Origin of the sequence: Pseudomonas sp. RGM2987, from assembly GCF_022952855.1 — a bacterium.
Classification (GTDB): Bacteria; Pseudomonadota; Gammaproteobacteria; order Pseudomonadales; family Pseudomonadaceae; genus Aquipseudomonas.
Genome location: NZ_JALJDX010000196.1, coordinates 22,181 through 47,010 on the forward strand (window position 1 = coordinate 22,181; position 24,830 = coordinate 47,010).

The window sequence follows — 24,830 nt, forward strand, 5'->3', positions numbered from 1 at the left end:
GCGGGTCCTCAGAGGTAGGAATAGAAGAGGCTGTCCAGTAGCTGTGTCCAGCCCTGGGCAAGCACGAAGACCAGCAACTTGAGCGGCAACGAAATGGTCATGGGCGCGACCATCTGCATGCCGAGCGCCAGCAGCAGGTTGGACACGATCAGGTCGATGACGATGAATGGGATGTAGATCAAAAAACCCATCTGGAAGCCCGCCTCCAGCTCCGAGAGCATGAACGCCGGGATCAGCAGCATCAGGTCGTCGCGACTGGCTTGCTCGGCGCGTTCCTTGGGCCACATCCGCTGGGTGTTTTCCAGCAGGTGAGTGAGGATGTCCGGATTGGTGTTGCGCGACATGAACGCTTGCAGCGGCTGGATTGCGTTCAGGGCCGAACCCTGCAACGCCTCGGTGTTGCTGAAGTCCAGCGGCCGCTCTTTCAGCGCTTCGGCAACGTTGTGGCCCACCGGCGCCATGATGAACAGCGTCGCGGCCAGTGCGATGGCATACAGCGCCATGTTCGGCGGGACTTGCTGCACTCCGATGGCATTGCGGGTGATCGTCAGCACGATGGCGATCTTGAGGAATGCGCTGCAGATAATCAGCAGCAGCGGGACCAGGGAAATCCCGCCGATGAACAGCGCCAGCAGGAAGGGGTCGACCCCCTGGAAGCTCATCCAGCCACATCCACGCGGACGATCTGCAAGCCCAGCCGGCCGTCGACCTCCACCAGCTCGCCATGGGCCAGGGGCCGCTCGCCATAGAACAAGGCCCCCGCCCCCGCCGCGATGCCTTGCACTTGCAGCACGGCACCAGGGGCCAGGTTGCGCAGCTCGCCCAAGGTCAGGTTCAGGTGACCGCAACGTACCGTGAGCGCCAGCGGCAGGTCGTCGAAGCGCTGGTGGAGGTCGACCGCAGCCGGTGCATCCTCGGCGTCGGCGTCGGCGTCGGCCTGGGCCAGGGTGGCCGGGTCGAACGCCTCGGTGGCCTGTTCGTCGGCGGCGTAGCGGGCGGTGTCGTCCCATTCGGGCGTCAGGATATCGGTGTCGGCGGTGCTGCTCATAGCGGTCTCCTCAAGCGCGAGTACGGTCAGGTGCAACGGTGCGGCGTGGCTGTGCACCCGCACCTGCAAGCAATGCCGGCCCAGGCGAACCAGGCCTTGGCCGGATGAATCGAACAGGTGCGTCTCGGGCACCACCACGTCACCGGGGCGCAGGGCGGCGAGCTGTCCGGTGGCCAGGGCCAGGTGCCCCACCAGCAGCGGTACACGGAAAACGAAGTGCTCGGTCCAAGGCGCGGCCCGCCGCTGCCAGGGTGCCGCGTCGAGCAGGCCCAGCAGGGTCTGGCCGGGCATTTCCAGATGGCTGACCACGCAAGCCACCCCCAACCGCACCTCGAGTCGACAGGCAATGCCGCTGACCCCGACCGCGGCCAGGGGCTTGAGAAAACCGAAGGCCCGGCGCAAGGGCTCGCTCAGTACCTGATGAAACAGCGACCAGAACCACTCGTCATCCGGCCCCGCCTCGGTGGGCAAGGCCACCGGGCATTCACCGAACAAGCTCAGCACCGGGCCGGGCTCGCCCAGGGCAAAGGCCCCGTGGGCACACTCGAACGCAGCGGGCGTTGCGACCGTGGGACCGTTGCCCAGGCTCAGCGTCAGCAGGCCCGCCGCTCCTGCCACATCGAACGGCAACTCGACGCCAGCCCCCAGCCGTTGGCGGGCGACGGCTTCTTCAGCGCTGACCGATGGCAGCGACAGTGCAAATGCGCCCATGTCAGTCGTCCTCCTCTACGCGTGCCACGTGCACGCTGACCGGTTGTCCCAGGCTCTGCGTCAAGGCGTCTTCAAGGTGGCCGCTTCGGCTCGACAAGCGCGCCTGCACCTCATCGCTTTCGCCACTCAGGCCGATGTCCCAACCGGGACCGCTCTCCAGCCGCCGTGCCAGCACCTTGATCCTTCCCAGGTGCGGCAGGTGCAGCAACAGGTCCAGTTGCCGGTCCTGAGTGGCACACAAGCGCGGCGTGAGCTGATCGACAAACGCCTCCACATCACTGCCCTCCAGGCCCAGCAGGGCCGACAGTGAGCCGGCTCCGGCGGTGTCCTGCTGCAAGCCGCCCTCCGGCGCATCGACCCATTGGCGGAACCAGTAGCCGTCGCTGCGACCGATCATGGCCTCGGGATCGCGATCGGTGCCGGGCGTGCAATCGCGCAGCATTGAGCGTGTCGTCCGGCTCGCCTGGGCCGGTGGTGGTTCGTACCCACGCAGCGGGTGGCGAACCAATGGACTCGGCGGCTCGTGCCGAGGTAACGGGTCGTGGCGTACGGGACGTTCATTCATCGCAAGACTCCTGCGTCAGGCGCTCCATCAATGCCTTGAGCTTTTCCAGGTCGCGGCGACGCCCGCGCAGGCGCTGCTGTGCCGCTTCGGTGTCCTGTGCCTGGCGGGCCTGGGCCGCGTCCAGTGCCTGCAAGTCCTGGGCTTGCTCGGCCAGCTCGCCCATCAGGCGGCGTTCCTGGGTGCTCCAGGCATTCAGCTCGACCACACTGAGCGCCCGACCACGGTGTTCGTCGCACAACACTGCGCGCTGTGTCGCCTGGCGCTCACTGGCCGCCTGCAATTGCGCCCGCGCTGCCGCGACTTCGGCTTCACGTTCGCGCAGCAGGTCGCGGGCCTGGCGCCACGCCCGTTCGGCCTGGGCTTCGCGGTGACGACGCACCGGCGCCAGGGCCTCCAGGTCAGCCTGGGACATAGGCGGTCAACTGTTGCAGGTGAGCGAGGGTCGACGGCAACGGCTCCGGCTCGCGCAAGTCCTGGCGCAGGAACCCGTCCAGGGCCGCGCGTGACTCCACGGCCAGGTCGGTCAGCGGGTCGGCGCCGGCCTGGTACTCGCCAAGGCGCAGCATCAGTTCGATCTGCTCATAGGCCGATAACAAACGACGCAGGTTGATGCCCGCCCGCAGGTGCTCCGCCTCGGCCACGTTGGCCAGGGTTCGCGACAGGCTCGCCAACACGTCGATAGCCGGGTAGTGCCCGCGCTCGGCCAGTTTGCGCGACAGGACGATGTGGCCGTCGAGCAACGAGCGCACTTCGTCGGCCACCGGATCGTTCATCGAGTCCTGCTCGATCAGCACGGTGTACAACGCGGTGATGGCACCGTCGTTGGTCAGCCCGGCGCGTTCTACCAGGCGCGGCAACAGGCTGTAGACCGACGGCGGCAGGCCGCCACGCCCCAACGGCTCACCAGCGGCGAGGCCGATTTCACGCTGGGCCCGGGCAAACCGGGTCAGTGAATCAATCAACAGCAAGACGCGCATGCCTTGGGCACGAAAGCCCTCGGCCAGAGCCGTCGCCGTGAATGCCGCGCGGGCGCGCTCCATGCTGGAGCGGTCGGAAGTGGCGCATACCAGCACCGCACGGGCCCTGAGCTCGTCGTCGAGTTCATGATCGAGGAATTCGCGCAGTTCGCGTCCGCGCTCGCCAATCAGGCCGAACACGATCACGTCGCAATCGACGTTGCGGGCGATCTCCGCCAGCAACGTGGTCTTGCCGCAGCCGGCGCCGGCAAACAAGCCCACGCGCTGGCCTTCGCCGAGGGTCAGTGGCCCGTCGATGGCCCGTACGCCTGTGGTCAGGGCATGCTGGATGCGTGGCCGGGCGGTGGGTGCGGGGGCTTCGCCAATGACCACCGAGGCGTGCAGCACGGACGCATCGGCAAACGCGCCGGCGCCACCGTCGACCAGTGGCCGACCGAACCCGTCCAGTACCTGGCCCAACAGGTGCGGCCCCACCTGCACCCGGTGCGGCATGCCCAACGGCTCCACCGCCGCGCCGACGCGCACGCCTTCCAGGCCGCCCAGCGCACTGAGCAGGGCGTCGTGCTGGTCGAAGCCGACAATCTCGGCGAGCAGCGACTCACGGGCATCGCGCTCGACCCGGCACAGGTCGCCGATCTGCGCCTCGGGCAGCCGGCATTGCAACAGAATGCCGTTGACCCGTTGCACCCGCCCACGCACCGCGACCGGCGCGAACCGCTGCAAGCGCGCCCGCTGTCCGGTTTCCCAAGCCTGCAAGCGTGCAGCCGCCGCATGGGTCGTCACCAGGTGACCTCGTAGCGTTGGTCACCCTCGAAGGTCACTTTGTCGTTGCCGATGGCGGTCAGGCGCAAGCCATCGATCTGGTCGCCGAGAAACAACCGGCGGCCGTCCGACGTGACGACGTGGCCACGCTTGCCGCCGACAATCTGCGCAATCTGGAACGGCAACTGCGTCAGGCGTTCCCGCACGTTGGCGGTGATCGGAACCGGCGTCTCATAGCGGTCGTTGAAACGCTCGACCAGGCGCTCGACAACCGCCAGCCGTTGGCGCGGCAGCTCGCCCACCAGCACCAGACGATCGTCCCGGACCTCGACCTGCACCTGCGCCGCCAGCTCGCGCTCTTGCAGCATGCGATCCAGTTCCAGGCGCACCGCCGCGACGTTGTCCAGCGTCACCTTGCTGCGCTTGATCGCCTGGGCCGGGCCGGGCGCGACGGGCTGCGCCGGTTGGCTGGTAAAGGCCCAGGCACTGGACGCCACGGTGACCACGGCGGCGGCGATAGCCAGGCGCCTGGGCCACGATGGCCTGGCCGCCGACTTCGGATTGTCCGGGCCGCCTGCCGCAGGCGTGGCGCTATCCGGCATGAGGTCCTGCGGCCACGGCTGATCGGCCGACGCGAGGCACAGCCAGATGCCGGCGACGACGAAAGGGGCATTGACCGGCAACGGTTGCGTTGGCGTCCAGGGTTGGCCTTGTGCATCGCACACCGTGCCTTCCAGCAGTTCCAGCCGCCACTGCTCCTGCTCCCGGCCCAGGCGTACGTGCCGGGCGCAGATACCTGGATCGTAAAGCGCCAGGTCAGCATCCTCCGCCGCCCCGACGACCCATTCATCGCCCACCAACGGCAAGGCCGCACCCCGGTGCAGACCACTCAATACCCGCAGCTCGAACATGGCCAACTCCTCAAGGGGCGACATCGTTCGCCCTCACCTGTTATCAGCGGAACACCCGAAGGCTCCCACTCTTGTTATGTGCAATTCCCCCGCGACGCTGTCGGAGCCGGCAGCGGTCAGGCGGCATCCTCCACCTGCAGTTGTTCCTGCTCCAGGTCGAAGCGGCCCAGCACGTTGACCTGGGCATTGCTGTGCAACTCGCTGTAGGCGAGCACCGGCACGTGGTTGAACTCGTCGCGCAACAGGTCGCGCAGCGGTGCGCGCAGGTCCTGGGCCACCAACAGCACGGCCACGCGTTTGGCACGCAACGGAAAGCCTTCGCGCAACTGCAAGACCAGCGCCCGGGTGTGCCCGCTTTCCAGGGCAAAAAAAGTTTCGGTCTGGGTCTGGCGCAGCGCATCGCGCAACAGCGTTTCGGTTTCCGGGGTCAGCAGCCAGGCGTGCAAGCCCTCGGCGTCGCGGTACTGGTGATAGATCTGCGACTTCAGGGCGATGCGTGCGTAGTCGGTCAGGGCGCCGACGTCCCGTTCGTGCTGCCCGTGCTCGATCAGCGACTCGGCGATCAGGCGCACCGCGCGCAACGGAACCCCTTCCCCGGCCAGGCGTTGCAACACTGCGGCGAAACGCGCCAACGGCATGGTCCGCTGCAACTCCTGCACGAGCTCCGGCTGGCCCGCTTCGAGCCAGCTGAGGATCGACTTGCTTTCCTGCAGGCCAAGGAACTGCGGGCCGGTAGCGAACATGGCGCGGCTCATCCGCTCCACCAGCAGTTCGCTGGCGGACACTGCCTCCACGCGCTCGTCCGCCAGCAGCGGGTCGTCGGGCATCAACCACAGCCACTGCTGCTCGTCCCGCACCTCACTGCCGACCTGTGCTTCGCGCGGTTCAAAAGGCAGCGGCCCGCGCGCCACGGCCACACGTTCGCAGAAGGTCGCACGCAACATCGGAACCTCATGCACGCAGAAACGACATTCGTCGTCCTCCAGTAACGCGCTGTATTCGATTTCAAAAGGTGGCAACGTCAGGCCAAATCCGGCCACCAGCCCGTTGCGCTTCTTGCGGATCGCCTGGATGGCTTCTTCGGTGGTCGGGTTGCCTTGCATGGCCTTGGAGAACTGCAAGAGATAGGCGCGGGTCGGGTCGAAGCTGCGCAAGTCTTCTGCACCGTTCTGCTCGGGGGACAACACCTGCGGCGCCTGCTCGCCCTGACGCGCCTGCCTTGCGCGGGCATACAGCTGGACGATCCCGGCGCTGCCGGTGATCAGGGCAATGACAATGAACACCAGCGTCGGCATGCCGGGCAGTGCGGCGAAGCCCAGCATCCCCACCGAGGCGATCACCCAGGCCTTCGGTTCGGCGGTCAACTGGCTGGCGATTTCCTTGCCGACGCTGCTCCCGGCCGGCTGCCCTTCCGGCGACACCCGGGTAATGATCATGCCGGCGGTGAGGGAAATCAGCAGTGCAGGAATTTGCGCGATGAGGCCGTCGCCGATGGTCAGCACGGAATACAGGTGCATCGATTCGGAGGCGCCCATGTCGTGCTGCATCATGCCCACCGAGAAGCCGCCGATGAGGTTGATCACGACAATCACCAGGCCGGCGATGGCGTCGCCCTTGACGAACTTCATCGCCCCGTCCATCGCCCCGAACAGTTGGCTTTCCTTGTTCAGTTCTTCGCGTCGGCGACGGGCTTCGCTGACATCGATCAGGTTGGCGCGCAGATCGCTGTCGATGGACATCTGCTTGCCCGGCAGCGCGTCCAGGGTGAAGCGTGCGGCCACCTCGGCGACACGCTCGGAGCCCTTGGTGATCACCAGGAAATTGACGACCGTCAGGATCAGGAAGATGACCAACCCGACCGCCAGGTTTCCACCGACCACAAAGTTGCCGAACGCCTGGACGATATGCCCGGCATCGCCCTGGAGCAGGATCAGCCGGGTGGTCGCCACCGACAGCGCCAGCCGGAACAGCGTGGTCAGCAGCAGCACCGCCGGGAACGAGGAGAACGCCAACGGCCGTGGCAGGTACAGCGAGAGCACGATCAGCAGGCAGGAGATGCAGATGTTGACCGCGATCAGCGCATCGACCACCGGGGTCGGCAGCGGCAGGATCAGCATGAACACGATGCCCAGCACCACGAACGCCCCGGCCACTTCAATGCGCCGCACCGCGCCGCTGGCGACTTTGTTCAACAGGGCGATCATGCCTGCGCTCCCACTACCGGTGCGGCGGTCTGCCCGCGAACCTCGTCGCGGGAACGCTCATCCAGCAGCACCAGCAGATTCTTCAACGCGCTCTGGCGACTCTTGCCGTCGCGCCAGAGCGCCAGCGGCAGACGCTTGAGCATCGAATACAAACCGTTCAGGGAAACCAGTTGATCGCGCTCCTGATCGCCGCCGAGTTCGCGTCCAAGACGCCGTACCTCGGCCGCCGACAAGCCACTGGCCGCCACTGCGAGCATGCGCTGGAGCAACAACACTGCGGTCAGTTGGCTGGCCGGGCAACTGCCCGCCAGTTGCTCCAGCAGTTGCCGACAGCTGTGCAGCACACTGCCGAGCTGGGTCGAGGCGGCCAGGCCGATCAGCAATGCACGCAGCTTGGCGGTAGGGCTCGAAGGGGTCTGCGCGGCAATGTCATCCGCCAGGGCCCGGCGCATCATGTCCAGCCCCGACACGAACGCGCTTTCGCCGAACAGGCCGAGCAGCGCTTGCATCATGGTCGGCAGGGACTGCTTGAGCACCACCGTGTCGTAGTAGAGCCGGCGCACCGCCTGGCGCAGCTGCGGGTCGCCGCCCGCCGCGCGCAACGCCTCGGCGATGTTCATGCCGGCCTGGATCTGCGCGCCATATTGTTCGCGCAACAATTGCAGGTAATCGCGGGCACGCCTGGCTTCGACCTGCCGGCCTTGCGCCTCGGCCTCGCGCACCACTTCTTGCAGGATCAGCTCGGTACGGGCCGGGTCCCCACCGGTGGCTTGCACCACGTCTTCGAGCACCGGCTCGCCGTAGAGCAGGGTCCCGGCCTGCGCCGCCATTGCACTCAGGCTTTGCTTGCCGGGATGACCGAGCTGGTCGTACCACTCTTCCAATTGCTCACGCGTCTCGACTCGCGTCTGGCCCACTTCGCTGCGAGCGTTGCGGATGCGCCGCTGGCTCAAGGCCTTGGTGTTGCGCTCTACATGATGGCTGAAGGTCATGCCGACCTCCTCCATCGAACTGGACTGCACGGCCTGTTGCGTTTCGACAGGCTTGCCCAGGCCCACCACCGCCGAAGCGGCCTGGGCAAGATTGACGGCAATGCGCATGTTTGTCGGTGCTTCTACTTTCATGATGACCATGAGCCGTGGTTTCGGACGCTCAATGGGTGGCAGCGTTTTGCAGTTCGGTTCCATCCCTCATCACTGGCATTTTTCGACAGATCCAGGGGGCCGCGGCATCGCGCTTTTTCACCGGGCCCAGCGGTGCAAATTATTGCAGTGGCACTCGGGCGGGCTGTGCATGGCGCTGCACAGATAGAGCCATAGCTCTAATTAAAAAAACCTTATTTTTCAAATAAATAGATCAAAAAATTGGTTTGGCACAGGTCCTGCTGATAGGGGTTGTCGACATCGATCGACGCAATGCACCTATTCAGAGGGATTCATCGATGAGCAGTCTGAACCTCGTGTCACCCCCGAAAACCTCCTCGCCAGGCCTTGCCTTTGGCGAGGAGCGCAAACTGCGTCTGTTCGTACAAAAGCGTGTGCTCAACCAGGACGACGCCGACGACATCATCCAGCTCACGTATCTGGAGGCCTGGCGTAACCAGGAGAAATTCAAAGGGCTGGCCAAGCCGGACACTTGGCTGTGCGGCATCGCCCTGAACCTGATCCGCAACCATTTCCGCCGCTACTACGCGCAGCCGCCGCTGAGCACGTTCGATGAGAGCGAGTTCCACGAATCCGGTGACGAGGTCGACCTCAGCGAGCAGTGCGACAACCGTCGGCTACTGGACCGCACGCTGTCGGCCATGGATGCGCTGCCCAAGGACATGCGCGAGACCCTGTGGACCGCCGTGGATACCGAGAGCAGCTACCGCGACGCCGCCGAGCGGCTGGGGGTGCCCATCGGTACCGTGCGCTCACGCCTGTTCCGCGCCCGCGAGCAACTCAAGCGCAGCGTCTATGGAGAAGCCCGCTCATGACCGCCAATCGCTTGAACAGCCGCGTCGACCTGCCCCACGGGGTACGTCGCTACACGCCCGACGATCTGCCGGTGATGACCGCTATCTTCAACGAAAGCGCTCTGGGGGGCACCAGCTCCCCCGTGCTCAGAGCGTTTTCCCTGAAGGAAATGACTTTCTTCGTCGACTGCTTCGTCAAGGAGGGCGACCCGATCTATGTGCTGGAACGTGGGGGCGAAGTCGTCGCCTGGCTGATCGTCAACCGCTTCAGTTGGGGCGCCCAGGCCTGCCGCTTGACCGGGGAGGTGTCGATCTACGTGCGCAACGACCATGTGGGCAGCGGCGTAGGGATTCGCCTCGGCCAGGCCGCCGTGGTGTTGGCCAGGCGCTATGGCTTCGAGACGCTGGTGGCCTGGATCATCGAGCATAACGAGGCCAGCAAACGCGGCGTGCAAGGCCTGGGCGCGACGCAATGGGGGCGGTTTCCGGGCATCGCCCGGTTCGCCGACACGCGCGCCGATGTGGTCCTCTACGGGTTGCATCTGACACCGGACGTTTCGGCGCCCGTCACCGCGCACACGCAGGAGGCGCCCGCAATGCTGGCGTAGCTGCTGGCGTAAGCTGCTGGCGTAACTTCAGGGCTCGCCCAGCCAGGTAGTAGGGCGAGCCCCACCAACCTATGTTCGTCAGTCCACCGACCAGCGCACCGGCAAGGTTTCCGGCCCCCTGAAGTTGGGGACATAGCGCCAGCGCACGGCCTCGGGTGCGACCGCCAGTTGCAGCCCCGGGCAGCGCCTGAGCAAGGTGTTCAGCGCGATTTCCAATTCCTGCCGGGCCAGCGAGGCGCCCAGGCAATGGTGGGTGCCTTTGCCGAACGACAGGTGCGGGCAGGCCGGGCGAGTGATGTCCAGGGTCTCAGGATCGGCACACAGTGCTGGGTCACGATTGGCCGAGCCCACCACCGCCAGCAACAACTGGCCGCGCTGCAAGCGTTGCCCGGCCAACTCGGTGTCCTGGGTCACGAAGCGGACCATGGCCCGCTCCACCGACGAGTCATAGCGCAGCAATTCCTCGACGGCGTTGGGCATCAGCCCCGGCTCGTCGCGCAGTTGCATCAGTGCCTGGGGATGCTGCACGAGCAAGTACACCGCATTGCCGATCATCGACGCCGCTGTTTCATGCCCGGCGATGATCAGCAGCGCGATCATGCTGCACAGCTCGCTGCGGCTGAGCACGGAGCCCTCCTCCTCGACCTGCACCAGCGCGGACACCAAATCGTCGGTCGGCTGCGCCCGACGCTGGTCGATCAAGGCCAGCATGTAGGCCGCGAACTCACCGTAGCAGCGTTGCAACTCGCTCAAGTCGTGCCCGACCTGCTGGACGATCATGTGGGACCAGCGGCGGAAGTCGTCCCGATCCCGGGCGGGGACGCCGAGCAGTTCGGCAATGACGATGATCGACAAGGGAAACGCGTACTGGCTCACCACGTCCATGTGCCCGCCCGGTCCGGCCTGGTCCAGCAACGTCTCGGCGATCTGCTCGATGCGCGGGCGCATGGCATTGACCGCCTTGAGCGTGAACGCCTTGTTCACCAGCCGACGCAAGCGGCGATGGTGCTCGCCGTCGCGGTTGAGCATGTGGTCGTTGAGAAACGCGATGGACTGCTCGCCGCCCATCATGGCCGCGAACTGTGGACTGATCCGGGCCGGGTCACGGGCAAAGCGCTCGCTGTCCAGCAGCACCGTCTCGACTTCCCGGGCCCCGGTGACATACCAGATCGGCAACTGCCCTTGCGGCTGGCTGAGGAACACCGGCGCGACCTCGCGCAGCGCCGCATAGTGCCGATAAGCCGCGCTGCGAAAGTCATCACTGTTGAAATCGGCGCTGTTGAAATGGAAGGTACGCTCGTACGCCATGGGCAAGCTCCAGAGACAGGATCGTTGACCCTGAGTGGCCCGGTGCGCAAAAAAGGTCCATCGCCAGGACCTTGGGCAAACCGCTGAACCGTTTGCTTTGCCGCGCTCACTCAGGAGGGTCCTTCCCCCTTTTCTGGAGCTGACATGATGCGTGCACCCGTAGTCCATGGCCATTGCGACCCTCGTTTCGAACCGGTCAGGGCGGCCTTTATCCAATTGATGCAAAGCCCTTTCGAACGGGGCGCCGCCCTGTGCATGCAGGTCGACGGCGACACCGTCATCGATCTCTGGGCCGGTCAGGCCGGACCCGAACCGGACCACCCTTGGCAACACGACACCCTGCTCAACCTGTTCTCCTGCACCAAGCCCTTCACGGCCGTGGCGATCATGCAACTGGTGGGCGAAGGCCGCCTGGAGCTGGACGCGCCGCTCTGCCAGCACTGGCCGGCCTTCGCCGACGCCGGCAAGGCTTCGACCACCCTGCGCCAGGTGTTGTGCCACCGCGCCGGTCTACCAGCACTGCGCACGCCGCTGGCGCCGCAAACCCTGTACGACTGGGACACCATGGCGCAACTGATTGCCGGGGAACAGCCCTGGGCCGGCGCCGGCGAACGGCAGACCTATTCGCCCTTGCTGTTCGGCTGGATCCTGGGTGAACTGCTGCGCCGGGTAGACGGCCTGCCTCCCGCCCAGAGCATTTGTCGCCGGGTGGCCGCGCCACTGGGGCTGGACTTTCACCTGGGCCTGGACGACGCGACCATGGCACGCTGCGCCTACATGGCACGGACCAAGGAAGAGATCGACGACGAAGCCTTCGGGCGGGTGCTGCAGGATGTGCTCACCGAGCCGACGGCCATGAGTTCCCTGGCCTTCGCCAACCCGCCGATGGTGCTGGGGCGCAGCAACGAACCCGGGTGGAAGCGCATGACCCAACCGGCCGCTAATGGGCACGGCAATGCGCGCAGCCTGGCGACGTTCTACGCGGGCCTGCTCGACGGACGCTTGCTGGAGTCGCCGCTGCTCAATGAAATGTTGCGTGAACACAGCGCCGAGTATGACCCGACGCTCCATACGCCGGCCCGTTTTGGCCTGGGCGTCATGCTCGACCAGCCGAACGTGGCAAACGGCAGCTATGGCATGGGCACCGAGGCGTTCGGCCATATGGGCGCCGGCGGCACCGTCGGTTTTGCCGACCCGGAGCGCGGCGTCTCGTTCGGCTTCGCGTGCAACACAATCGGCTCCTACGTGCTGATGGACCCGCGCGGGCGGCACCTGGCCAATGTTGCGACAGGCTGCCTGTAGCTGGCTCGCCCCGGACATGGGGCGAGCGTAAGTTCACGCCCCTGGCGGCACGCTGGCCTCGGCGACCTGCGTCCCAACCGGGCCGGTATCGGGCGCGGCGACCCGTTGCTCTTCGCTGCCCGTAGCACGGGGCTGCGCCGCCCTGGCGATCAGGTCCGGCTGCGCGCTCAAACGGCGCGAGGCCGCCATTGGCATCAGCAAGCGCCCAGTGGCCCGGCCTCGTCCGGCCGGATTGAGCATGCGCAGTTCTCGCTCATGCACACCGGATAGCACCGCCAGGTGTGCCAGGTCCACCGGCTGCGCCAGGGCGAGCATCTGGAAGTAAGGCTGGTCGGCGATGGGCACCAAATCGACGCCATAGTCGGCAGGCGTGTTGACCAACTGCGACAGTGCCAACAGCCGCGGCACGTAGTTCTGGGTCTCGCCGGGCAGCGACAGATTCCAGTAATTGGTCGCCAGGCCGCGGGCCCGGTTACGTGTGATGGCGTCGCGCACGCGCCCTTCCCCGGCATTGTAGGCGGCCAGCGCCAACAGCCAGTCACCGTCGAAGTAGTCATGCAGGTAGGACAGGTAATCCAGCGCAGCACGGGTAGAGGCTGGAATGTCCCGGCGCTCGTCATAGTCGGCCCGCTGCTGCAACTGATAACGGCGCCCCGTGGCCGGGACGAATTGCCAGAGACCCATGGCTTGGGCGGGCGATTGCGCGTTCGGGTTGAAGCCGCTCTCGATGGCCGGCAGCAGGGCCAGTTCCAGCGGCATGTTGCGCTTGTTCAACTCGCCGACGATGAAATGCAGGTAGCGACTGCCGGCGCGCCCGGTCTGGGTGAGAAACGCCGGGCGCTCCATCAGCCAGCGACGCTGCTCGTCAATGCGTGCTACGCCGCGGGTCTTGTCCTGCAACGAAAAGCCCTGGCGCATGCGTGCCCACAGGCTGCCATCGCCCTGGGCGGACAGTTCGTCGATCTGCACGATCGTGTCCGTGGGCGCCGGCGTACGCCAGCGCAGCTGCGACCGATAGGGTTCGTTGGCGAACGGGTCACCGATGGTCAGCTGCGGCTCGAGGTGCTGGCACCCGTACAGCAAGGACCCCATGGCCAACAGGGACAAACCCCTGGGGACGAAGCGAAGGGCCGGCAAACGGGAAAGTGAACGGGACATGGGCGGTCAACCTTGAATGAGGTGGCGCCAGTGGGTGGCCGATCCCTGCGCGGCGGTTCCCACCCGGGCGGCATGACAACAACACCCGTGGAACCGAAATGCCGCCGGTGTCACTCACGAGGGGCAGCAGGCGCTCGTCGCGCCTGGATGACAATGCGAGGTCAATCATGGCGTCACCCACCTATTGCAAGCTGATCGATCAGCTTTGCGCCCTCACGATGATCCCCACCCCGTCCGCGTTCTACGAACAGGCGAACCTGTCGGTCAAGGAGGTCGACTTTTCCCTGAAACACACCCCCAGCGTGGGCGAAGGCGACGTGTTCATCTACGCCAGCTTCGGAGCGCTGCCCACGGCGAATCGCGAAGCCGTCCTGCAACGGTTGCTGGAAACCAACCTCTACCTGCTGAGCGGGCCGTTCTGCCCGTCCCTGTCTTACAACCGCGACAGCGAGCTGGTCATCCTGATCGGTCACGTGCCGCTGGAAAACCTCACTGCCGAACACCTGCTGGGGCTCATGGGTGGCATCGCCGACATGGCGCTGATCTGGCGAGAGGGTTACTTCTTCGACGGCGCCAGCCCGAACGACGCCGCCAAGCCGCCCCAGCGCAAACCCACCCCCCGTAGCACCGGGCTCAACAACGCCCTGTCAATCTAGGAGAGCACGACATGCCAGATCTATCCGTAGGACGAAGCACAAGCTCGGCGGCGTTGGCCCAGGACGATCGGATCACGCCGATCAGAAACAGCCTGTCCGAGCAGGTCCGCCCCTCCACCACGCCGCTGGTGCCTTATCACTTCGAAGGAAAGCCGACCGACGCCACCCAGCAGACCCTCAGGACCCGGCAGCAGCGCCTGACCGTACTGGTCAACAACCTTGGCAAGAAAAGCCCCGACAGCGACCCCCTCGGCTACGCCCGTGAGCATATGAGCCTGGAAGGTAAAGTCTTGGGCTTTGCGCCAGAAGCAAGCTATCAGGACGTACAGAAGCAACTGGTCGAACTGGGCGGCACCCCTCACCCAATGCTGTCGGGCCAGGAAGAAACCGCCGAGTTCGTCAAAGACTTCAACGAATACCTGGGCATGAGTGAGAAAGACCGCAAGGAAGGCGGCGGTTTCAAAGCCGTCTGGGACAAACACTGCGGGCGAGTGGGCGATACCCTCGGCGCCTATCACTCGCTGTGCCAGGAGGCCATCGAAGGCACCCCGGAAGGGGATGAACGTACGAATCTGCAAAGCAGCCACGATGCCTTCCGCGGTTATGCCAAAGGCGTCATGCAAGCCATGACGCAAGAGCTGCCCGATCGCTTGAATACCTTTATGGAAAGCCGCATCGAGCACGCGCGCGGTGCGATGAACAACGAGAGCCTTTCCCAGCCCGAACGAGACCAGGCGGCCTCTGAACTGAACCAACTGATCAAGGTTCAGGTGGAGTTTGAAGAGTTAGCGGACAAGGAGGACGACAAGCCCAGCGAACTGACGACGGCGACGAAGAAAAACGAAGTGCTGGACACAGCACTCAAGAATGTCGGTCGCCAGGACTATGTCGCTGACCTCAAGACCCACAGTGGATTCCGGACGGGCCTGGCGGTATTTGCCGATGCGGGCATCCCGCAAGGCTTCGCCTCCTCGGCTCACTTCGGTGCCAGCACCGCGGCAATCGACGACAAGCTCGACGGTACGCACCTCGCAGCCCACGCCGCGGGTACCTCGGCCGTCCTGGGGGCCGCCCATAAAGTGGTCAGCGACAGCGCCCGCCCCATCATCCAGACCATCGTCGATAAAACCATCGGCAGTGGCCTGGAGAAGGTCGATCCGCTGGCGGTGTACCCCAAGGCCCTGCAAGAGGTGACGGTGAATGGGCGGCGGGTCGCCAATCCTGACCGCGCGGCGCTCGACAAGACGCAGGAAGACAAGCGTACCGATTTCCTGCTTAAACAAAATGCCAATAACTTTGGCACCATCAGCGGCGACTTCACCGGTTACATCGCGTTCGGTGCGGCTCATGCGGTACGAGAAGTTCTGAACCAATTTACCATCGTGAACGCTTCGGGCATCGGCGCCCGCAGCCTGGCGTCCGCTGTCGGCGGCACGCTCATGGCCGGCGGCCAGGCCGTGTTCAAATACTCTCAAACCCACGGTGACGAGAAAATCCCGACCTATCGGGTCAAAAACGAAACGCGCGAATGGAAAGAGCTCTTGCCCAAGGCATTGGCCGAATCAAGCAAAGTGCTGCCGACCAACATGACCAATATCAGTGACTATGTGAACCGAATCTTTGGCGTCGGAGCTGGTATTGTCATGCGCACCGCAGTAGGAGACGCCGCCGCGCCAGGCGAAGATGCCGAGACCCGGGAAAAAATGCAGCAGATCATCACGACCTTCTTCTCCTCGGGCCTGACCCTGCTTCCGTTCTTCGCCAACAGCGTAGCGGCACCGCTGGAAAATAAAGCGTTGAACGACGGCAAGGACGACCTGACCGCACGCGCCAACGTTCCATGGCAGAACCTCACGAATACAAATCGGGACAGCCTGCCCCATACCCAGCCCCCCGGTTGGAGGCGCGCAGGCGAGAACGTCTATCACGGCACGCGTGGTGCTTCCCAGCTGCTTCCGCAAGCCACGGTCGCCGGGCTCAACCTGGGTACCGAGTGGGTCAAGAGCCTGGGGACACGACCTGAGGGTACGGCGGCTGGCGACACGATGGAGCTGGCCGAACGAGGCGAAGCGCGCCCCCAGGGCGGACCGTCCAACGAACCGACACCGACCACCCGGCCAAGCTGATGAAGCCGTCGGGCCACCCTTCGATGGCTTAACGATCACCGGCTGGAATTTCCCTCCCATCACCGGCCGCAGGCGCTCCTGCGGCCGGCCCTCCTGACACACGCCGACTTACATCCCTTGCCCTTCGACGATGGCAGACGTGATCGCTGTCGCAATCAACGATAGCCTTGCGATAGACGATGGACCGCTGTCACCCGAATGTTGGTTTGCCATGGTCAACATTCGAGTGACAATTGTTGTACTACCCATCGCAATAGTAGGTTCTTTTCATCTTGCCTGATTACTTATGCTCGGCGAACGGCAGAGCAATCCTGTCAAATTCAAGATAGCGCTTCAAAGCCTCAGGTATTTCTACCGAACCATCCTTCCTCTGATAATTTTCCAAAATAGCCACCATCGTTCTGCCAAGCGCAGAAGCAGTTCCGTTCAACGTATAAACATAGCTATTATTTTTTGTAGCAGGATCTTTGTATTTTATGTCTAATCGCCGGGACTGGTAGTCGGTGCAGTTGCTAGCCGAGGTAATTTCACCATATTCCCCCGCAACGCCCTTGCCGGGCATCCAAGCTTCAATGTCATACTTCTTAAAAGCGGGCGCACCTAAATCGCCGGTGCAATTTACAACAACTTTATAAGGAATCTCCAGCTCACTATAAATTTCTTCTTGCAAGGCAAGTATTAATTCATGATATTTTTCTCCATCTTCCGGCCTGCATATTACAAAGAGTTCCACCTTGTCAAACTGATGGACTCTATAAAGGCCCTTGCTTGACCTGCCGGAAGCGCCAGCTTCCCGCCTGAAACAATGACTTTCTGCAACATACATCAAAGGGAGGCTAGATCCATCTATAACTTCCCCTGCGTGCATACCTCCAACGCATATTTCAGCCGTAGCGATAAGGCTCTTATCAAGCCCATCAAGTTCATAAGTATTACTTTCGTCTCCTCTTGGAGCAAACCCAACCCCTTCCAGTATATGATTATAAGCAATATCTGGCGTTTGCAAAGGCGTAAATCCTGCTTTCAACGCCTTATTAAAAATAAACGACTTAAGGGCATGCTGTATAAATACCGCGTGATTCTTTAGAAAATAAAATTTCGAGCCTGAAACTTTTGCACCCGAATCAAAATCTATCAAGCCAAGTTCCTTTCCAAGCTGAACATGGTCCTTGGGAAAAAAGTTAAATTCAGGAATCTTCCCGTTCGTACGAAGTATTAAATTATCCACATCATTTCTTCCCACTGGCACATCGGGAGATGTCCAATTTGGCAGTTGCCGCGAAAGCAAAGTAAATTGCTGCTGGGTAGAATTGTAGTGATCCTTAGCATCTAAAATATCTGCCTTTAAAGACGAGGCTTCGGATAACGCTAACTGCGAACCATTTTTCAGAGGGTCCTCTTTTACCTTCTTGGAGATCGTGTTTAACCTACGCTGCAGATCCTCTAATTTCTGTTTTTTCGACTTTACATTTTCATATAAGCAAATAAATCGGTTCAAATCGAAATTTATCCCCCTTGCCTGCAAGTTGACGCTCATGCCCTCGACGTTTTCCAGTAATTTTTTTACATCTATCATTCTAATCTCCTGCCGCTCCCATATATCGCCGCAAACAAATTGCGAAGAGGGAAATGGGGCTAGTATTAGGAACCCATTAAAAAAAGTGACAATGCTTTCATACCAATGCGCATCTGTTCTAACTCTATTCGCTCATTAGATGAGTGTGCATCCTCCAACGAACCCGCACCGAAGATCACTGTAGGGATATTAGCCTATATAGTAATCAGCATCCGCCGTCCCAAAATCAAAGGGAAATTCTGATATCAAGGCAACTTTATAGTTCCAGCTTTTGATTGTAGCGATCACCTCGCCACTCAAACCATTGCCACATAGCAAAATAGTCTTCACCGAAAATCACCGCCAAAAATGTATTTGTAGGAAAATTACTACAGCTATTTAGGCGGGCATAATCCGAGTGCCCCTATGCATTACTCAGCACACTGAATAAAACATATGACCGCCATACATCTTTTATAGTCCACCCCCGCAAAGCACAGCAATAACATTCTTGTAGTGCAATTCCCATAAACTTGAAGGATGCGTCTTACACCAAAAATAATTTGGTAGGACTCTTATTGCGCATAAGGACTATTACTTCTGTTAGATCAATGCCCTACACTGTTTACTCCATACCCTCCGGCACTCAGGAAAAACGGATTTTTATGAAACGCGCCCTCATCGCCTTCCTGTCACTGGTCGTCACCGCCGTCATCGTCGCGGGCGGCTACCTCTACAGCAAGCAACCGACCCGCCAGGGCACGGTGCAACTGGCAGGGCTGCACGGCACGGTCACGGTGCGTTATGACGAGCGCGGCGTGCCGCATATCCGCGCCGAGAACGAAACCGATATGTACCGCGCCCTTGGCTATGTCCATGCCCAGGACCGGCTGTTCCAGATGGAGATCATGCGGCGCCTCGCCCGTGGCGAGCTGGCTGAGGTGCTGGGGCCGAAACTGCTCGATACCGACAAGCTGATGCGCAGCCTGCGGATGCGCGAGCGGGCCGCGACCTATGTGACAGAGCAGGACCCGCAATCCCCGGCCTGGATTGCGATGCAGGCGTACCTGGACGGCATCAATGCCTACCAGGACAGCCACACCCGGCCACTGGAGTTCGACGTGCTGGGCATTCCCAAGCGCCCGTTCACCGCCGAGGACACCGTGAGCATCACCGGCTACATGGCCTACAGTTTCGCCGCGGCCTTTCGCACCGAACCGCTGCTGACCTATGTGCGCGATCAACTGGGCGCCAACTACCTGGACATCTTCGACCTTGATTGGCAACCCCAGGGGGCGCTGGCCGAGAAGTCCAAGAGCAGCCTGCCGCTGGCCGCACACGACTGGAAAGATCTCAACGCCCTGGCCCGCCTGAGCGAGCAGGCCCTGGTCGAGCATGGCCTGCCGCAGTTCGAAGGCAGCAATGCCTGGGCGGTCTCCGGCAGTCGCACCCACAGCGGCAAGCCGTTGCTGGCGGGCGATCCGCACATCCGCTTTTCGGCGCCCTCGGTGTGGTACGAGGCACACCTGTCGGCACCCGGTTTCGAACTCTACGGGCATTACCAGGCGCTGCTGCCCTTTGCGACGCTGGGCATGAACAAGGATTTCGGCTGGAGCATCACCATGTTCCAGAATGACGACCTGGACTTGATCGCCGAGAAGGTCAACCCGGACAACCCCGAACAGGTCTGGTATCGCGGCCAGTGGGTGGACATGACCCGCAGCGAACAGCAGATCGCGGTCAAGGGTCAGGCGCCGGTGACACTGGTGCTGCGCCAGTCACCCCATGGCCCGATCGTCAACGATGCCCTCGGGGCGAACGCCGGCAAGACCCCGGTCGCCATGTGGTGGGGCTTCCTGGAAAGCCGCAACCCGATCCTCGAAGCGTTCTACCAGCTCAATCGCGCAGACACACTCGTCAAGGCTCGTGGCGCTTCATCCAGGATCCACTCCCCCGGACTCAACGTCGTGTGGGCCAATGCCAAGGGCGACATTGGTTGGTGGGCCGCCGCGCAACTGCCCAAGCGGCCGGCGGGCGTGAAGCCCGGTTTCATTCTCGATGGCAGCAGCCCGGAGGCGGACAAAGAGGGTTTCTATCCATTCAGCAGCAACCCGCAGGAAGAGAACCCGGCCCGGGGCTACATCATCTCGGCGAACTTCCAACCGGTGGCAGCCAGCGACATCGAGATCCCCGGGTACTACAACCTCGCCGATCGCGGTCAACAACTGAACCTGCTGCTGGGCGACAAACAAGCGAAGTGGGACATCGAGACCACCCGCAAACTGCAACTGGGCACCACGACCGCCTACGGCCCTCGGTTACTCGCACCGTTGTTGCCGGTGCTGCGTGAGGTGGTCAGCGACCCGCAGGAGCGCAAATGGGTCGAGCAACTGGCCCAATGGCCGGGTGATTACCCGGTGGATTCCATCAGCGCCACGCTGTTCAACCAGTTCCTGTTCAACCTCGCCGACGCCGCCCTGCATGATGAACTGGGCGACGGATTTTTCGACACAGCGCTGTCGACCCGGGTGATCGACGCCGCCCTTCCACGTTTGGCGGCCGCCAAGGACTCGCCGTGGTGGGACGACCGATCGACGCTGGGCACCGAGACCCGTGCCGACATCGTGGCAACCGCCTGGAACAAGAGCCTGGCGCACCTGAAGACGACCTTCGGTGACGATGCCGCGCAATGGCAATGGGGCAAGGCCCACACCCTGACCCACGGCCATCCGCTGGGCATGCAGAAACCGCTGGACCGGATTTTCAACGTCGGCCCGTTTGCCGCACCGGGTACCCATGAGGTGCCCAATAATCTGTCGGCAAAAATTGGCCCGGCGCCCTGGCCGGTGACCTATGGTCCGTCCACCCGGCGCATCATCGACTTCGCCGACCCGACCCACAGCGTCACCATCAACCCCGTCGGCCAGAGTGGCGTGCCGTTCGACAAGCATTACGAGGATCAGGCCGAAGCGTATATCGAGGGCGTGTATCACCAGGCGCACCTGGCCGAGGAAGAAGTGACCGCCAATACCCACGGGACCCTGAAGCTGCTGCCGGCCAGGACGCAGTAACCCTGCATTTCGTCGTGAAAACCGCTTGATCGTCGCTGATGGTCAAGACTACAAGGGCCCCATGCCCTGCCCCTCATTACAGGAGTCAATGCGATGTTCAACAATTGGTCCGAACTGCTGCCCACCATCAAGAGCGCCTTCGGCGCGCTGGGCAAAAGCAACTCGAAAATGGTCAAGGCCTACATGGCCCTGGATGAAGCCGCCGCTGAAAACAACGTGCTCGACGCCAAGACCCGCGAGCTGATTTCCATCGCCGTGGCCATCACCACCCGCTGCGACGGCTGCATCGGCGTGCACACCGACGCGGCCATCAAGGCCGGCGCTACCCGCGAGGAAATTGCCGCCACCCTGGCGACAGCGGTTTCGCTGAATGCGGGCGCGGCGTACATCTACTCGCTGCGGGCGCTGGAGGCCCATGATGCGTTGAAGAAATGAATTGGCGATTGTCGTCGCTTGAGATCTGCGAGGGCCTGGACATCTTCATTGACTGCCACATCGCTATCGCGAGCAGGCTCGCTCCCACAGTGGATCGGGGTGGATCACAATGCAGCGAACGACACAAAAACCTGTGGGAGCGAGCCTGCTCGCGATGACGGACTGACATTGAACATCTTCGTTGGCTGTCACATCGCTATCGCGAGCAAGCTCGCTCCCACAGTGGATCGGTGTGGATCACAGTGCAGCGAACGACACAAAAACCTGTGGGAGCGAGCCTGCTCGCGATGACGGACTGACATTGAACATCTTCGTTGGCTGTCACATCGCTATCGCGAGCAGGCTCGCTCCCACAGTGGATCGGGGTGGATCACAGTGCAGCGAACGACACAAAAACCTGTGGGAGCGGGCTTGCTCGCGATGGCGTCGGAACATCCGACATCCATGCTGCTGACCCGCCGCTTTCGCGGGTAAACCCGCTCCCACATGGGATCTGCCCGGCCTAGGCCGAGGCAGTCTCCGCCCGGCGTACTTCCGGTTGTTTCCAGGAGTCGGCGGCGCTTTCTTCGATGGCTTGCTGGATCGCGCGCTTGCGGTTTTCTTCGGCGCGGCGGCTGAAGTACCAGACCAGGAAGGTCACCAGGGATACGGCCAGCAGGATCAGGCTCGCCACGGCGTTGATTTCCGGCTTGACCCCCAGGCGCACGGCCGAGAACACTTCCATCGGCAAGGTCGTCGAACCCGGACCCGAAACGAAGCTCGCCAGCACCAGGTCATCCAGGGACAAGGCGAACGACATCATGCCGCCCGCCGCCAGCGAAGGCGCGATCATCGGGATGGTGATCAGGAAGAACACCTTCCATGGCCGGGCACCCAGGTCCATGGCCGCCTCTTCGATGGACAGGTCCAGTTCACGCAGGCGCGCCGAGACCACCACCGCCACATAGGCCGCACAGAAGGTGGTGTGGGCGATCCAGATGGTGACGATGCCACGCTCCTGGGGCCAGCCGATCATCTGCGCCATGGCCACGAACAGCAGCAATAGCGACAGACCGGTGATCACTTCCGGCATCACCAACGGCGCGGTGACCAAGCCGCCGAACAACGTACGGCCCTTGAAGTGGGTGATGCGTGTCAGCACAAAGGCCGCCAGCGTGCCCAGGGCCACCGCAGCGACCGCCGTGTAGCAGGCGATTTCCAGCGAGCGCAGCACCGAGCCCATCAACTGGCTGTTGTCCAGCAAACCGACGTACCACTTGATGGACCAGCCACCCCACACCGTCACCAGCTTGGAGGCGTTGAACGAGAAGATCACCAGGATCACCATCGGTGCATAGATGAACAGCAAACCCAGCACCAGCATCAGGCTTGAAAAACTGAAGCGCTTCATTCCTTGCCCTCCATTTCCTTGGCCTGACTGCGGTTGAACAGGATGATGGGCACGATCAGGATCGCCAGCATCACCACCGCCAGGGAGGATGCCACCGGCCAGTCACGGTTGTTGAAGAATTCCTGCCACAGCACTTTGCCGATCATCAGGGTTTCCGGGCCGCCCAGCAGTTCCGGGATCACGAACTCGCCCACCACCGGGATGAACACCAGCATGCAGCCGGCGACGATGCCGTTCTTGGACAGCGGCACGGTGATTTTCCAGAAACTGTTGAACGTGCTCGAACCCAGGTCGGACGCAGCTTCCAGCAAGCTGGAGTCGTGTTTGACCAGGTTGGCGTACAGCGGCAGGATCATGAACGGCAAGTAGGAGTAGACGACCCCGATATACACCGCCAGGTTGGTGTTGAGGATCTGCAGCGGCTCGCTGATCCAGCCCATGCTCATCAAGAAGCCGTTGAGCAGGCCGTTGTTGCTGAGGATGCCCATCCACGCGTAGACGCGAATCAGGATCGCGGTCCAGGTCGGCATCATGATCAGCAACACCAGCACCGTCTGCATCTCTTTACGGGCGTTGGCGATGCCGTAGGCCATCGGATAACCGATCAGCAGGCACAGCGCGGTACTGATCAGCGCCATCTTCAGCGAACCGAGGTAGGCTGCGATGTACAACTCATCGTCGCTGAGCATTACGTAGTTGGCGAAGTTGAGCAGCACTTGCAGCTTCTGGTCGACGTAGCTGTAGATCTCGGTGTACGGCGGAATGGCAACGTCGGCTTCGGCGAAACTGATCTTCAGCACGATGAAGAACGGCAGCATGAAGAACAGGAACAGCCAGATGAAGGGCACCCCGATGACCAGTTGACGGCCACCGGGCGTTATTCGGTCGAGTCGGCGTTTGAATTTGCGCATGTTCATGAGCGAAGCACCACGCCGCTGTCGTCTTCCCACCAGACGTAGACCTGGTCGCCCCAGGTCGGCCGCTGGCCACGGCGTTCGGCGTTGGCGACGAACGACTGCACCAGCTTGCCGCTCGGCAGCTCGACGTAGAACACCGAATGGCCGCCCAGGTAGGCGATGTCATGGACCTTGCCACTGGACCAGTTGTAATCGCAGGTCGGCTGCTCGGCGGTGACCAGCAGTTTTTCCGGGCGAATGGCATAGGTCACGGATTTGTCCTGCACCGAGGTGCTGATACCGTGGCCGACGTAGATCCCGCGATCCAGGTCCTTGCAGGTCAGCACCGCGTGGCCCTCGGCGTCGTCCACCACTTCGGTCTCAAAGATGTTGACGTTGCCGATGAACTCGCAGACCAGCCGGCTGGTGGGGGTTTCGTAGATGTCGATCGGGCTGCCGATCTGGGCGATCCAGCCCAGGTGCATGATCGCGATGCGCTCGGCCATGGTCATGGCCTCTTCCTGGTCGTGGGTCACCATCACGCACGTCACGCCGACCCGCTCGATGATCTCCACCAGCTCAAGCTGCATCTGTGAGCGCAGCTTTTTGTCCAGGGCGCCCATCGGCTCGTCGAGCAACAACAGCTTCGGCCGCTTGGCCAGGGAACGCGCCAGGGCCACGCGCTGGCGTTGGCCGCCGGAGAGCTGGTGCGGCTTGCGCTTGGCGTACTGGCTCATCTGCACCAGCTTGAGCATTTCCGCTACGCGGGCATCGATCTCGGCCTTGGGGATCTTGTCCTGTTGCAGGCCGAAGGCGATGTTCTGCGCCACGGTCATGTGCGGGAACAAGGCGTAGGACTGGAACATCATGTTGATCGGCCGCTCGTAGGGCGGCATGTCGGTGATGTCCACACCGTCGAGGAAAATGCGCCCCTCCGTGGGCCGTTCGAACCCCGCCAGCATCCGCAGCAAGGTGGATTTGCCCGATCCCGAGCCGCCGAGCAAGGCGAAGATTTCGCCTTTCTTGATTTCCAGGGACACATCGTCCACGGCAATCGTCTCGTCGAACTTCTTCGTGACCCGGTCGATCTTGACCAGCACCTGCTTGGGTGTCTGGTCGCCCTCGAGGGCTTTCTTATAGGCGCCGGAGGCAACTGCCATTTACGAAACTCCCACAGAAATTGCAGTTCG

21 protein-coding genes are annotated in these 24,830 nt (G+C 62.5%); 7 read left to right on the top strand and 14 right to left on the bottom strand.

Going from position 1 to position 24,830, the window contains the following annotated elements; genetic code table 11:
• Window positions 1-8: 8 nt before the first annotated feature.
• The 8 genes from sctR to sctW form a co-directional block, all read right to left on the bottom strand.
• Window positions 9-662, bottom strand: coding sequence for a type III secretion system export apparatus subunit SctR (sctR, locus tag RGM2987_RS14445; RefSeq protein ID WP_245142253.1), 654 nt, complete (start codon window positions 660-662; stop codon window positions 9-11).
• Window positions 659-1,759 carry a FliM/FliN family flagellar motor switch protein gene (locus tag RGM2987_RS14450; RefSeq protein ID WP_245142256.1) on the bottom strand — a complete coding sequence of 367 codons (1,101 nt, stop codon included), beginning with the start codon at window positions 1,757-1,759 and terminating at the stop codon, window positions 659-661. The genes sctR and RGM2987_RS14450 overlap by 4 nt, the downstream gene beginning before the upstream one ends.
• Before the next feature lies 1 nt (window position 1,760).
• Complete coding sequence (locus tag RGM2987_RS14455) at window positions 1,761-2,324, bottom strand: type III secretion protein (protein ID WP_245142259.1); 564 nt, start codon at window positions 2,322-2,324, stop codon at window positions 1,761-1,763.
• Complete coding sequence (locus RGM2987_RS14460) at window positions 2,317-2,736, bottom strand: hypothetical protein (RefSeq protein ID WP_245142261.1); 420 nt, start codon at window positions 2,734-2,736, stop codon at window positions 2,317-2,319. Before RGM2987_RS14460 ends, RGM2987_RS14455 begins: the two co-directional genes overlap by 8 nt.
• A complete protein-coding gene (locus tag RGM2987_RS14465) occupies window positions 2,723-4,084 on the bottom strand; it encodes a FliI/YscN family ATPase (protein ID WP_348529639.1) in 1,362 nt (453 codons plus the stop codon). The genes RGM2987_RS14460 and RGM2987_RS14465 overlap by 14 nt, the downstream gene beginning before the upstream one ends.
• Window positions 4,081-4,974 (bottom strand): FHA domain-containing protein, encoded by an 894-nt coding sequence (locus tag RGM2987_RS14470; RefSeq protein WP_245142263.1) that lies wholly within the window; start codon window positions 4,972-4,974, stop codon window positions 4,081-4,083. Before RGM2987_RS14470 ends, RGM2987_RS14465 begins: the two co-directional genes overlap by 4 nt.
• A gap of 116 nt (window positions 4,975-5,090) precedes the next feature.
• A complete protein-coding gene (gene sctV / locus RGM2987_RS14475) occupies window positions 5,091-7,178 on the bottom strand; it encodes a type III secretion system export apparatus subunit SctV (protein WP_245142265.1) in 2,088 nt (695 codons plus the stop codon).
• Window positions 7,175-8,302 carry a type III secretion system gatekeeper subunit SctW gene (gene sctW, locus RGM2987_RS14480; protein ID WP_245142267.1) on the bottom strand — a complete coding sequence of 376 codons (1,128 nt, stop codon included), beginning with the start codon at window positions 8,300-8,302 and terminating at the stop codon, window positions 7,175-7,177. Before sctW ends, sctV begins: the two co-directional genes overlap by 4 nt.
• Before the next feature lie 317 nt (window positions 8,303-8,619).
• On the opposite strand from sctW, the gene RGM2987_RS14485 reads away from it, so the two are divergent.
• Window positions 8,620-9,156, top strand: coding sequence for an RNA polymerase sigma factor (locus RGM2987_RS14485; protein ID WP_245142270.1), 537 nt, complete (start codon window positions 8,620-8,622; stop codon window positions 9,154-9,156).
• On the top strand, window positions 9,153-9,743 hold the full coding sequence (locus tag RGM2987_RS14490; protein ID WP_245142272.1) for a GNAT family N-acetyltransferase: 591 nt from the start codon (window positions 9,153-9,155) through the stop codon (window positions 9,741-9,743). Before RGM2987_RS14485 ends, RGM2987_RS14490 begins: the two co-directional genes overlap by 4 nt.
• Before the next feature lie 78 nt (window positions 9,744-9,821).
• Here RGM2987_RS14490 and RGM2987_RS14495 read toward each other — a convergent pair whose 3' ends face one another.
• Window positions 9,822-11,051 (bottom strand): cytochrome P450, encoded by a 1,230-nt coding sequence (locus tag RGM2987_RS14495; protein WP_245142274.1) that lies wholly within the window; start codon window positions 11,049-11,051, stop codon window positions 9,822-9,824.
• 144 nt (window positions 11,052-11,195) lie between these two features.
• On the opposite strand from RGM2987_RS14495, the gene RGM2987_RS14500 reads away from it, so the two are divergent.
• A complete protein-coding gene (locus RGM2987_RS14500) occupies window positions 11,196-12,353 on the top strand; it encodes a serine hydrolase domain-containing protein (RefSeq protein WP_245142276.1) in 1,158 nt (385 codons plus the stop codon).
• A 33-nt stretch (window positions 12,354-12,386) separates the two neighbouring features.
• On the opposite strand, the gene RGM2987_RS14505 is transcribed toward RGM2987_RS14500, so the two are convergent.
• The gene (locus RGM2987_RS14505) at window positions 12,387-13,511 is read right to left on the bottom strand and encodes a transglycosylase SLT domain-containing protein (RefSeq protein ID WP_245142278.1); all 1,125 of its coding nucleotides are present in this window, start codon (window positions 13,509-13,511) and stop codon (window positions 12,387-12,389) included.
• 167 nt (window positions 13,512-13,678) lie between these two features.
• Here RGM2987_RS14505 and RGM2987_RS14510 point away from each other — a divergent pair, with 167 nt between their 5' ends.
• Together RGM2987_RS14510 and RGM2987_RS14515 are read left to right on the top strand one after the other, a co-directional pair.
• Window positions 13,679-14,167: a CesT family type III secretion system chaperone gene (locus RGM2987_RS14510; protein WP_245142280.1), complete on the top strand. Its 489-nt coding sequence runs from the start codon at window positions 13,679-13,681 to the stop codon at window positions 14,165-14,167.
• Window positions 14,168-14,178: 11 nt separating this feature from the next.
• Entirely contained in the window at window positions 14,179-16,293 is a 2,115-nt protein-coding gene (locus RGM2987_RS14515; protein ID WP_245142282.1) for a type III effector, read from the top strand.
• Window positions 16,294-16,573: 280 nt separating this feature from the next.
• Here the strand turns inward: RGM2987_RS14515 and serS are convergent, their stop codons facing one another.
• The gene (serS, locus tag RGM2987_RS14520; protein ID WP_245142285.1) at window positions 16,574-17,869 is read right to left on the bottom strand and encodes a serine--tRNA ligase; all 1,296 of its coding nucleotides are present in this window, start codon (window positions 17,867-17,869) and stop codon (window positions 16,574-16,576) included.
• A gap of 644 nt (window positions 17,870-18,513) precedes the next feature.
• Between serS and RGM2987_RS14525 the strand changes: the two genes are divergently transcribed.
• Together RGM2987_RS14525 and RGM2987_RS14530 are read left to right on the top strand one after the other, a co-directional pair.
• Window positions 18,514-20,919 carry a penicillin acylase family protein gene (locus RGM2987_RS14525; RefSeq protein ID WP_245142288.1) on the top strand — a complete coding sequence of 802 codons (2,406 nt, stop codon included), beginning with the start codon at window positions 18,514-18,516 and terminating at the stop codon, window positions 20,917-20,919.
• Between the two features lie 93 nt (window positions 20,920-21,012).
• Window positions 21,013-21,354 (top strand): carboxymuconolactone decarboxylase family protein, encoded by a 342-nt coding sequence (locus tag RGM2987_RS14530; RefSeq protein ID WP_245142290.1) that lies wholly within the window; start codon window positions 21,013-21,015, stop codon window positions 21,352-21,354.
• Window positions 21,355-21,856: 502 nt separating this feature from the next.
• Here RGM2987_RS14530 and RGM2987_RS14535 read toward each other — a convergent pair.
• The 3 genes from RGM2987_RS14535 to potA are packed head-to-tail and all read right to left on the bottom strand — an operon-like array spanning window position 21,857 to window position 24,800.
• Entirely contained in the window at window positions 21,857-22,744 is an 888-nt protein-coding gene (locus RGM2987_RS14535; protein WP_245142292.1) for an ABC transporter permease subunit, read from the bottom strand.
• On the bottom strand, window positions 22,741-23,661 hold the full coding sequence (locus RGM2987_RS14540) for an ABC transporter permease subunit (RefSeq protein ID WP_245142295.1): 921 nt from the start codon (window positions 23,659-23,661) through the stop codon (window positions 22,741-22,743). The genes RGM2987_RS14535 and RGM2987_RS14540 overlap by 4 nt, the downstream gene beginning before the upstream one ends.
• Window positions 23,658-24,800 (bottom strand): polyamine ABC transporter ATP-binding protein, encoded by a 1,143-nt coding sequence (potA, locus tag RGM2987_RS14545; RefSeq protein WP_245142299.1) that lies wholly within the window; start codon window positions 24,798-24,800, stop codon window positions 23,658-23,660. Before potA ends, RGM2987_RS14540 begins: the two co-directional genes overlap by 4 nt.
• Between the last annotated feature and the right edge of the window lie 30 nt (window positions 24,801-24,830).

What these genes read in the sequence shown, in the direction of transcription:
- sctV (WP_245142265.1), bottom strand. Translation starts at nt 7,178, where the DNA reads ATGATCGCCCTGTTGAACAAAGTCGCCAGCGGCGCGGTGCGGCGCATT.
- RGM2987_RS14500 (WP_245142276.1), top strand. Translation starts at nt 11,196, where the DNA reads ATGATGCGTGCACCCGTAGTCCATGGCCATTGCGACCCTCGTTTCGAA.
- RGM2987_RS14530 (WP_245142290.1), top strand. Translation starts at nt 21,013, where the DNA reads ATGTTCAACAATTGGTCCGAACTGCTGCCCACCATCAAGAGCGCCTTC.
- RGM2987_RS14485 (WP_245142270.1), top strand. Translation starts at nt 8,620, where the DNA reads ATGAGCAGTCTGAACCTCGTGTCACCCCCGAAAACCTCCTCGCCAGGC.
- RGM2987_RS14470 (WP_245142263.1), bottom strand. Translation starts at nt 4,974, where the DNA reads ATGTTCGAGCTGCGGGTATTGAGTGGTCTGCACCGGGGTGCGGCCTTG.
- RGM2987_RS14455 (WP_245142259.1), bottom strand. Translation starts at nt 2,324, where the DNA reads ATGAATGAACGTCCCGTACGCCACGACCCGTTACCTCGGCACGAGCCG.
- RGM2987_RS14525 (WP_245142288.1), top strand. Translation starts at nt 18,514, where the DNA reads ATGAAACGCGCCCTCATCGCCTTCCTGTCACTGGTCGTCACCGCCGTC.
- RGM2987_RS14495 (WP_245142274.1), bottom strand. Translation starts at nt 11,051, where the DNA reads ATGGCGTACGAGCGTACCTTCCATTTCAACAGCGCCGATTTCAACAGT.
- serS (WP_245142285.1), bottom strand. Translation starts at nt 17,869, where the DNA reads ATGATAGATGTAAAAAAATTACTGGAAAACGTCGAGGGCATGAGCGTC.
- RGM2987_RS14490 (WP_245142272.1), top strand. Translation starts at nt 9,153, where the DNA reads ATGACCGCCAATCGCTTGAACAGCCGCGTCGACCTGCCCCACGGGGTA.
- RGM2987_RS14535 (WP_245142292.1), bottom strand. Translation starts at nt 22,744, where the DNA reads ATGAAGCGCTTCAGTTTTTCAAGCCTGATGCTGGTGCTGGGTTTGCTG.
- RGM2987_RS14505 (WP_245142278.1), bottom strand. Translation starts at nt 13,511, where the DNA reads ATGTCCCGTTCACTTTCCCGTTTGCCGGCCCTTCGCTTCGTCCCCAGG.
- sctW (WP_245142267.1), bottom strand. Translation starts at nt 8,302, where the DNA reads ATGAAAGTAGAAGCACCGACAAACATGCGCATTGCCGTCAATCTTGCC.
- sctR (WP_245142253.1), bottom strand. Translation starts at nt 662, where the DNA reads ATGAGCTTCCAGGGGGTCGACCCCTTCCTGCTGGCGCTGTTCATCGGC.
- RGM2987_RS14450 (WP_245142256.1), bottom strand. Translation starts at nt 1,759, where the DNA reads ATGGGCGCATTTGCACTGTCGCTGCCATCGGTCAGCGCTGAAGAAGCC.
- RGM2987_RS14510 (WP_245142280.1), top strand. Translation starts at nt 13,679, where the DNA reads ATGGCGTCACCCACCTATTGCAAGCTGATCGATCAGCTTTGCGCCCTC.
- potA (WP_245142299.1), bottom strand. Translation starts at nt 24,800, where the DNA reads ATGGCAGTTGCCTCCGGCGCCTATAAGAAAGCCCTCGAGGGCGACCAG.
- RGM2987_RS14460 (WP_245142261.1), bottom strand. Translation starts at nt 2,736, where the DNA reads ATGTCCCAGGCTGACCTGGAGGCCCTGGCGCCGGTGCGTCGTCACCGC.
- RGM2987_RS14515 (WP_245142282.1), top strand. Translation starts at nt 14,179, where the DNA reads ATGCCAGATCTATCCGTAGGACGAAGCACAAGCTCGGCGGCGTTGGCC.
- RGM2987_RS14540 (WP_245142295.1), bottom strand. Translation starts at nt 23,661, where the DNA reads ATGAACATGCGCAAATTCAAACGCCGACTCGACCGAATAACGCCCGGT.